Below are 9066 nucleotides of genomic sequence, written 5' to 3'. Positions count from 1 at the left end.
TGACCCCCATTACCGTCCCGATGAACCCGAGGATTGGTAGTGACCAGATGAACACTTTCAAAATCGTGTAACTGCCCGCCACATTGTTGGCATCGATCGCCGATTGCGACTCCATCATCGTGACGGTTTCAGCGGCACTTTTACGGACACGAAAATGTTCGATCCCGCGGACCACGCGGTTGACCAGGAACGTATCGCTGCTGGCTCCGGGAAGCTCGTTGATGTGCAGGATAAAACGGTCAATGGAAGCGACCGTGATCTCCGGCGAAACCTCGGTTGGCAACACGTCCAACAGCATCGCGTCCTTTTGCTTTTTCAGATTCAGCCACTTCAGCCCCAGGATGGCAATCGCCCAAAACATCAGCAGCGTTGTCGGAAAGGGGACCGGTCCCCGCTGCCAAAACAGTTGCCCAAACGCACTGTCTTGGATCGGGTAGGTCACGCCGTACCATAGCACCGCCATGCCACCGCCGATCAGGAAGCTGAGCACCAAGCTGACGTCGCTACTGGCCGAATCGCTGCTGCTGCTGAACCAGCTTTTTTCGCGTCGACGTCGTTTGACTGTTTTCTTGGCCGGAGCCGCTGCGGGTGCCGCGGTCGTTTGGATCGCCGGGGTAACCGCACTCACGCTTTCACTGGTCATGTCCGTTGCGGCCGGCTTCGCACGCGGTTTGCCCGATGCCGGAGTCTCGCTGATCTGGATGCCTGGGAAAGCCGGTTCGGGTTCCGGCGGAGCGGTCTCGGGAATTCGCACCGTCGCTCGGCAATAGGGGCAAGCGCGACTTTTGCCTGCCAAACTTTCGGAAACCTTCAGCGATTTGTTGCAGCCAGGACAGGAGATCTTAAAAAAGGACATTCGTTTTCCGCAAAAGGCAGAGTGGGAGGCAGAGGTGGGAGAGGCAACGAGACAAGCGTCTTCATGTTATAAACAGACGCCGAGGTGGAATCAAAACGATAGCGGCCGGTAAAGCAGGCAATCTTGATCGTACGCCGGAAATATTGTCGCGTCCGACAATATTCAACGTGTCCCCGCGGTGTTTCGTACTCGCCGAGACGTCCGTATTCTAACCAAAAACGTCGCATTTGCGCGAGACACTGTCATGCCTCCGCAGCGGGGGGGGGCTGGATGCGTTCGCCGTTTTGGTCAGCAAAGCGACCGCACTTCGAAGCGAAACTCGTCAAGTGTGTCGGGGGGATTTTAGGGTGGCTACCTTCGCCAAAAGATGGTGACGCGAGTTGAGTGCCAACGATCCACGCTCTAGCGAGCGTAGCTATCGAAAATCGCGAGATGACGATCACCCATTTGGGTTGCGGCGATGGTCCGATCGTGTGGTGGCAACTACGCGACTAGATCCAAGATCCGCCGCATTTCCGCTACCGCGTCACGCATTCCGACCATCACGGCGCGGCTGATAATCGAGTGGCCGATGTTCAATTCGATCATGTTTGGAATCGCCGCAACGGGGCGTACGTTGGCGTAGTTCAAACCGTGGCCTGCATGCAGCCGCATGCCTCGTTCCGATGTCTTTTCGCCCGATTCGATCAAACGCCGAAGCTCTTGGGTTTGCGCCGCACCGCGAGCCAAGGCGTACGGGCCGGTGTGCAATTCGACCGCATCCACTCTTAAATCGGCGGACGCTTGGACCTGTTCCAAATCTGGATCGATAAACAGGCTGGTCAGGATGCCTTCGCCCTTCAATTTTTCGATCGCATCTCGGATGCGACCTTTGTCACCCACGACGTTCAGTCCCCCTTCGGTCGTGACCTCTTCTCGGCTTTCGGGGACCAGCAGCGCCCAAGTCGGTTTGACCCGGCATGCGATCGCGACCACTTCGTCGGTGCAGGCGATCTCGAGATTCGTTTTGACCGTGACGGTTTGCATCAGCACCTCGACGTCACGTTCTTGGATGTGTCGACGGTCTTCACGCAAGTGGAATGTGATGCCGTCGGCACCCCCTTGCTCGGCAAGCGCCGCGGCAATTACCGGATCAGGTTCATAGGTGCGCCGTGCTTGGCGAACGGTTGCGACATGGTCAATGTTGACGCCGAGTTCAATCATGTTGGGGGGGTAGCTGAGGGGGGGTATGGAAGCCGTGGCTTGCGGTAAAACGGCAAATCTACCATACGAAACGTGAATTGAAACTTAGATGCAATCAATCAGCTCGCGTCGCAACCAGCGAATTTCTTCGGAGATGTCTTCGGCGAGACTACGTTTTCGCATCGCGTCCGGCAGCACGCTCCAGGCGTACGTTTCCACTTCGAGGTGTCCCGTAAAATCAATCGACGAGTCACTGCGGAGCAAGGTTCGCAGACAGTCACGCACTTCATCCTGGCTGGTCGTTAGATGTCCGAATCGTTCCAGGAAGATCGGGACATGAAAATGGACGACCCATCGTTTGTCGCCGCATGCTGGGTCACCCGATGCGGGCGCCCGCGAGATGAGAGCGGGTAGGTCTTCGGTCAATGCAAATTGGTCGTCGCCGGTAATACGTCCGGTTTGATGCAAGTAGCGATCTTCGGCAAACTTGCTCAGTTGCTCGATCGCTTCTTGCCGCCGACCGAGCGACATCGCGTCCCATTCTGCGACAATCGCACTGCTGACTTGCACTTTTCCGATCGTAATGCCGGCGGATGCATAGCGCTGAAGCACGTCGGCTTGTGATTCCATCATGACCGCCGCATGGCATACATCGTGGCACACGGTGATGTGCCGGCGATGCATCGGTTTGTCGAGGTGTTTATCAAACCAATCCACGATATCTTGGCTTGTGTCCAAGATGCAGCCGGGTTCGGGTTCGATCGCAACGACGATGCGGCGACCGGTTTGTTCTTCCAATGCCGCCAAGAACTCCGCCAATTGACGGAGGTTTTCTGCAGCAGCCTCAAGTTGTTCGGCGGTGACTTTGTCCGACGCCCATCCGATCGGTAAGGTGCTAATCGAGCCGACGGTTTGCGATTGTGGCAGTAGTTCAGTGAGGATGACGGCGAGCTGTTTGGTGTAAGTCAATCGACTCAGGTCCCACCAAGTGGGTTGATAGACTCGGTGTTTGACAACGTCTTGGTGGAAATTGTCGTACGGGAATCCGTTGATCGTGAACGCTTCGAGCCGATGTTCGTCGAGAAAATGACGCAGTGGTTTGGCGCCGCCATCAAAGCATTCACCGGCCGCTTGGGCAGGCAACCAAAGTCCAACCCCAAGGGGCGTGTCGATGGGAAGACTTGACTGCACCGGCACGGCGTACTGAAGCAAATTTTGGCGAATGGCCGGCAAATCCATGCCTGCATGCACATTCGTGCAATAGCCAACGGTAAAACTCATCAATCTCTCCTAACTGAATTTTTGAACAGATCCTTAGATCATAGCATTTTGTTGCGGTGTGTCGGTGGGCGACACGTTGCATCGGTGGCATTCGTAGCAATAACGCGGTTCCGCAGTCAACTCGCAGCCCATCACTGTTTCTGCCACTTTTTAGCTGCTTGGGGGGCTGTTGGCGATGGGCTGTAGCCCGAGCCTCACCCGTTCTTTCTCGGGGACCAAACGATTCACCAGCAGGGCTGCATCGCGATTACTTGTTTCGAGTTCGCGATACGCCGCCTGCAACTGAGTCCGTGTCTCGCCAAGTCGCTTCGAATCATTCATCTGTTCCAGCACCAAACAGCGCTGAGTTAATGCCAAGGTGCGGTACAGTCGATCGATCCTAGGGTCCGCACTGAGCCGTTCGAGTACTGCTGCGGCTTGTTTCCATTGTTTCTCGCTGGACAAAAAACGAGCCAACTGCAGCATGCTTTTGGCGTAGTAATTGGTGTTGGTCGAGTTGGCTTCGGGGGGAAAGTTCTCAGAAACAGCCAACCAACCCGCTTCGTCATTGCGGGTCAGCGCGACAAGGTATTGTTCCTGCACCGAATTGGTTTGCGGGACTTGGTCCGGGCGTAACAAGCGGCCGATACTTTTCGCAGGCCGCGACAACATCACGGCGGTCGTGGCACCGGTGCACAGCAGCGGCAATAGGATCACGGCGGCGTAGCGGCGCAAACGCTGATTGCGACGACTGCGTGCTTCGTCCGTCACCCGTTGCAGCCGAATGGTAGCAGCCGCAGTGCCCACCGTTGCACCTGTCGGAAATCCTGCGTCCGTTGCCTGGGACTGGATCGATTCAAGCAGTTCGCTGGCAGATTGAAAACGGTCCTGAGGCCGTTTGCGGATCAATTTCATCACGATCGCAACCAACCACTCGGGAATGTCGTGCGTTCCCCGAGTCCGGTCGAGTGGCTGCGGTGTCTCGTGCAAATGCATCACCGCAAGCGCCAACGGATCGTCGGCTTCAAACGGTGGACGTCCGGCAAGCAGGTGATACATCGTCACCCCGAGCGAGTACAAGTCGCTGCGCACATCGACGGTATGCCCTTGGACTTGTTCGGGACTCATGTAACGTGGCGTGCCAAGTGTCAGCCCGGCTTGCGTCAAGTCGCCTCGCGTTGCATCGGCATCTAATCCAAGACGCGCTAATCCAAAGTCGGCCACCTTCACGATGCCGCGATCGGATCGCATGATGTTTTCTGGCTTGATATCGCGATGCGTGATCGATGCCTCCGACGCAACCTCGAGCGCCGAGGCGACGCCGACGATGACTTCGATCGCTTCGTCGACGGTCAACGATCCTCGTTTGGAAAGTACGCTGCGAAGATTTTCGCCGTCGACTAGTTCTTGGGCCATGTAATGAAATGAATCGACACTGCCCACGTCATAGACTTGGACGATGTTCGGGTGATTTAATTTTGCGGCCGCCTTGGCTTCGCGGCGAAACCGAGTGACGTAATCTTTGTCGCGCGCGTAGTCGCTGCGCAGGATCTTGATGGCGACGTCACGGCCCAACGTCAGATGACGCGCCGAGTAAACGTCGGCCATCCCGCCACGTCCAAGTTTCCGCAGAATTTGATAGTCGCCGAGTCGGCATCCAATCAATTTGGACGAAGCCAGATCGGTATCATCGGGAGGTGTCGGCAAGGGCGTTTCGGAAGTCAATGAATTTTCTCTCCAATCCGAACAAGCACCCGATTCATGCTGCCAGAATCGAGGCCTTGTAAATCAACCGTCACAAATCGGAAGCCAATCGTTCGCAATGTTTCGTTTAATTCGGTTGCCAGCGGGCCGGCGAGTAAGCGTTGAAGTTCCGTTTGCGGGACTTCGACACGGGCGAGTTCGTCGTGGTGCACTCGGACCCGCACGTCGCTGAATCCGCGATCACGTAACCATGATTCAGCTTGTTCGACGCGTGCTAATCGCTCGGCCGTCACCTGGACGCCGTACGCCACTCGGCTCGCCAAGCAGGGGGATGCGGGCAATTCGGCGTTTTCGAGGCCAAAAAATCGAGCCAACTCACGGACGGCTTGTTTGCCGAGTCCGAGATCGGCCAGCGGCGTTTGCACGGCAGCCCGATTTCCCGCTTCGATCCCAGGGCGATAGTCGCCCAGGTCGTCGGCGTTGGTGCCCGAAACCAACACGGTGGTCGGATCATGGACCGCCAATTGGGCGAGGGTCCGGTACAGCGTTTCTTTGCAATAAAAGCACCGCCGGGTGTCGTTGCGGATGTACTCTTCGCGATGGCCTTCGTCGGTGGCGACCAGCTGCTGATGAATGCCAATTTGCTGGGCGATTCGGGCTGCCCATTCCCGTTGCCACTGCGGCACGCTGGGCGAGTTCGCGGTCACGGCCACAAGCGAATCTAAATCCGCACGCATCGCGGCAGCCGCCACGACACTGCTGTCCACGCCTCCGGAAAACGCCACTGTGACGCGGCGAAATGATGCGATCCGCCCGATCAATCGCTCGGCGTTAGAGGAGACGCTTGACATGGTATTAAGGCAAAATTGGAAAAAGAGACAATCATTTTTCGCGTAGCAGACGAGCCCCCGCCCCCCCATCTTGTAGTGGGCGAGGCCACGAGTCCCGCCATCTGTAGTGGACGAGGCCACGAGTCCCGCCATCTGTAGTGAACGAGGCTACGTGTCCCGCCCCAATTCCGCAAGGACTCGTTGCCTCGTCCACTCCGGTCTACTCGAGATCTAGCCTTTGGACGTGTCTAAACAACGGATTTCGTTACCGACTCTAAGCAATAAACGTCCGTTTGAATATGCCGGCGTCGCGCCGACGGGGCCGCCCAAATCGACTTGCCCGAGTTTCTCGAAACGGTCACTGGCCCGCAGCAGGGTTGCTTTGCCATCCAGACTGATGATCAACATCGTGTCGTCGACGATGATGGGCGAGGCTCCGAAATTGCCGCCGATACGTTCTTTCCAAATCGTCTCGCCAGACGTGACATCAACGCACGACGCGATCCCTTTGTCGTCAATCATGAACAATCGGTTGCCTTTCTTCGCCGGGGTGGGGACGTAAGGCGATCCTCGGTCGATTCGGTAAACTTGTTCGGGTTGCTCGTTTTTTGATTGTGGAATGCGAACCGCGACAAGATGGTTTCCACCGCCTCCGCTGCCCGCAGTTGCAATCGCCAGGTCGCCCACGACCAATGGGGTGCTGCAGCAGCGTGCACCAAATACCGGCAGACTCCAGAGCATTTCTCCCGTTTTTGCGTCCAAGCCAAACATACCGTTTCCGGTGTTGGCGTTGATCACTTGTGCGGCTCCGTCTTTGCCTTGGAAAATGGCGGGCACTCCATAACACGTTCGCGTGGTTTTGAGAGGCGTTTCCCAAACGGTTTCGCCGGTGCGGCGATCAACCGCGATCATGCGACTTTGCCCCGGAGTATCGCCCGGCTTTAACTGTTCGCCCTGTTGTGAATTGAACAGGATCACGAGCGAACCAAAGATCCGCGGTGACGTGCCGAAGCCATGTTGGCTTTGCCAGGTTCCAAAATCACGCGACCAAATCTCGTTGCCGTCAAAGTCGAAACACTTCAGCATCGTATGCTCGGGATCACTCCATGAACAAAAGATGTGAGTAGCATCGGCCGACGCAGTGCTGGACGCTGCCGTGTTTCGCGAGTGCAGATGAGTGACGTGGTGTGGATAGGGACGCTGCCAAGCCAATTGTCCGGTCGCCAAGTCCAAAGCTCGGACCGCGATCGTTTGCTTTTTGACATCGGACGCCAGGAATACCACATGGTTATTGGCAACGATCGGAGAACCGACGTTGTAGTCGCCGGTGTCGTGACGCCATGCATAATCGTCCTCGCTCCAACGCTCTGGAAGTGAACCGTCGGCAGTAAACCCCTGGGCATGGGCGCCGTGGAATTCAGACCAAGACGACGGATTCGCGGTTGCACTTTGTTGGGACCGCGGTGATTCAGCAACGATTCGGGCTGGCAATCCGAGTCCGACGAGGATTGCGATCGATAATTTACCAACAAGCCAAGGGGATGACGTCATTTGATTTCCAGGACAATGAAGGTGAACAAAACGGTGGGACGGGGATCAGGTAGGCGGCGTGCAGAGCGGAGTCTGCTGTGAATGCAGGCCAAGAGCGATTGCAGCGGTTGTGCCGATTACGAAGCTTTGGCGTTTTTTTGCAGGTTGCATTGTAAGCGAAACCTCGCGCTGCGTCCGTACGCGACCCATCCCCCGGGCTAGATTTTCAGGTGAATCCCTCATGAAAATCTCCACGGTGATGGCCCCAATATGTACCGAGTCGAATGTTCGAGCAGCCTGAACGACCTGTTCGGAAATCCCGAGAGCTGGAATTCGCTTTCGGACGGAATTCCCTTTCGTCAAACCTGCTGGCTCAAGCCGTGGTGGGACCAGTTTGGCGACGCGTTGGAAGCGTACGTGGTGGTGGCCCGAGATGATCAGGGGCAAATTTGCGGGATTTTGCCGCTCTGTCGACAGCTCGCTTCTCCGCGAACGCTGCGTTTTATGGGGGATAACAACGCTTGTACCGATTTTGCCTCGATTCTTTTGGACTCCAGCGCTACCGCCGCCCAAAGCATTGTCGATGCGATGGTCCAATTTTTGTGTCTTCATGCAGGCAGTGACTCCTACGGCTGGGATTTTCTCGAGCTCGATGGCGTCAGCGCCGCCGATCCCATTATGCGATCCTTCTCTGCGTCACTTGCGAAGGCGGGAGTGATCGTTCATGCGCAATCACGCATGAGCACCTGGTTTCTGAAGTCGGCTGAATCGTGGGAGCAACAGTTGAGCAACCATAGCAAACGGACTCGCAAAAAGACCAAAGGGTTCCTCGAAGCGGTGGACAAAACCCCCGGAATGCAGCGTGTCCTCGCCCAGTCGGCCGAGCAGGTGGACGAGTTCATCGGCGCGATGATCGAACTGCATCAACGCCGCTGGAACGCGGTAGGCGAACCAGGGTCCTATGCCGACAAACGACTCCGCGATTTCGTGATCCAAATAGCTCATGAAATGTTCCAGAGTGATCGTTTGTATCTGCCGGTACTGTGGTTGGACGGCCGGATCATCGGCGGCGAGCTGGGGATTCTTTCGGATGATCTGCTGTACATTTACAGCAGCGGTTTTGATCTGGACGCATCCGAACTCGAGCCTGGCCGGATTCTCGCGGTGAACACACTGAAGTACGTTCACGATCAAGGGCTTCGTGGGATCGAATATATGAGAGGCGACGAACCCTACAAGCCCCGCAGCGGCGCCGAGCCGACACCGCTACTGCAGTTACGAGTCGTCGCACCCCGCTGGTGGGCCAAGGTGTGTCACAGTGCCTGGTCCGCGCAATTCGAGCTGAAGCAATGGGCTCGTCGCCGCACTGGCCGCGAGCTCGTCAAAGTCGTCGACATGGCACTGACGTCTTAATGTTGCGAGAACGCGGGTATTTGTCTTAGCCGCGATTCTTTGCGCACGTCGCGTTCACCGACGACGGTTTCAGCTTGGAAAGCGGACCGAGAATGGTTTGCTGAATCGGCGCCCCGTCTCCAACTATTTCGTGCCCTGGATCGATATCGGCACCGTTAGAGGAGTTGGGGGATGAGTGGCAGATCCAAAATCACATGGTCGGTTCCTCGCTGGGCGTTTGTGCCCCAGCTTTGGCAATCGCTACGCCGCTGCATACTGAATCGTCATGCGATGCGGAACATTTGCGTCGGG

6 protein-coding genes and 1 pseudogene are annotated in these 9066 nt (G+C 56.7%); 1 reads left to right on the top strand and 6 read right to left on the bottom strand.

Annotation, left to right across the window (positions count from 1 at the left end; genetic code table 11):
* The 6 genes and pseudogenes from ABX962_RS21895 to ABX962_RS21870 all read right to left on the bottom strand — a co-directional run.
* Positions 1-856 (bottom strand): annotated as a pseudogene (locus tag ABX962_RS21895) (hypothetical protein); the annotation flags it as partial.
* A gap of 483 nt (positions 857-1339) precedes the next feature.
* Positions 1340-2059, bottom strand: a complete 720-nt coding sequence (locus tag ABX962_RS21890) for a pyridoxine 5'-phosphate synthase (protein WP_372722309.1) — start codon at positions 2057-2059, stop codon at positions 1340-1342.
* 84 nt (positions 2060-2143) lie between these two features.
* The gene (gene eboE / locus ABX962_RS21885) at positions 2144-3319 is read right to left on the bottom strand and encodes a metabolite traffic protein EboE (RefSeq protein ID WP_372722307.1); all 1176 of its coding nucleotides are present in this window, start codon (positions 3317-3319) and stop codon (positions 2144-2146) included.
* Between the two features lie 150 nt (positions 3320-3469).
* Positions 3470-5023 carry a protein kinase gene (locus tag ABX962_RS21880; protein ID WP_372722305.1) on the bottom strand — a complete coding sequence of 518 codons (1554 nt, stop codon included), beginning with the start codon at positions 5021-5023 and terminating at the stop codon, positions 3470-3472.
* On the bottom strand, positions 5020-5853 hold the full coding sequence (gene larE, locus ABX962_RS21875) for an ATP-dependent sacrificial sulfur transferase LarE (protein WP_372722303.1): 834 nt from the start codon (positions 5851-5853) through the stop codon (positions 5020-5022). The genes ABX962_RS21880 and larE overlap by 4 nt, the downstream gene beginning before the upstream one ends.
* 210 nt (positions 5854-6063) lie before the next feature.
* Complete coding sequence (locus ABX962_RS21870) at positions 6064-7383, bottom strand: PQQ-binding-like beta-propeller repeat protein (RefSeq protein WP_372722301.1); 1320 nt, start codon at positions 7381-7383, stop codon at positions 6064-6066.
* 249 nt (positions 7384-7632) lie between these two features.
* Here ABX962_RS21870 and ABX962_RS21865 point away from each other — a divergent pair, with 249 nt between their 5' ends.
* A complete protein-coding gene (locus ABX962_RS21865; protein ID WP_372722299.1) occupies positions 7633-8775 on the top strand; it encodes a GNAT family N-acetyltransferase in 1143 nt (380 codons plus the stop codon).
* The last annotated feature ends 291 nt before the right edge of the window (positions 8776-9066 follow it).

The organism is Novipirellula sp. (assembly GCF_041583735.1).
GTDB lineage: Bacteria > Planctomycetota > Planctomycetia > Pirellulales > Pirellulaceae > Novipirellula.
The sequence above is the reverse complement of the archived record's forward strand: the minus strand, read 5'-3'. Positions and strand labels throughout refer to the sequence as shown.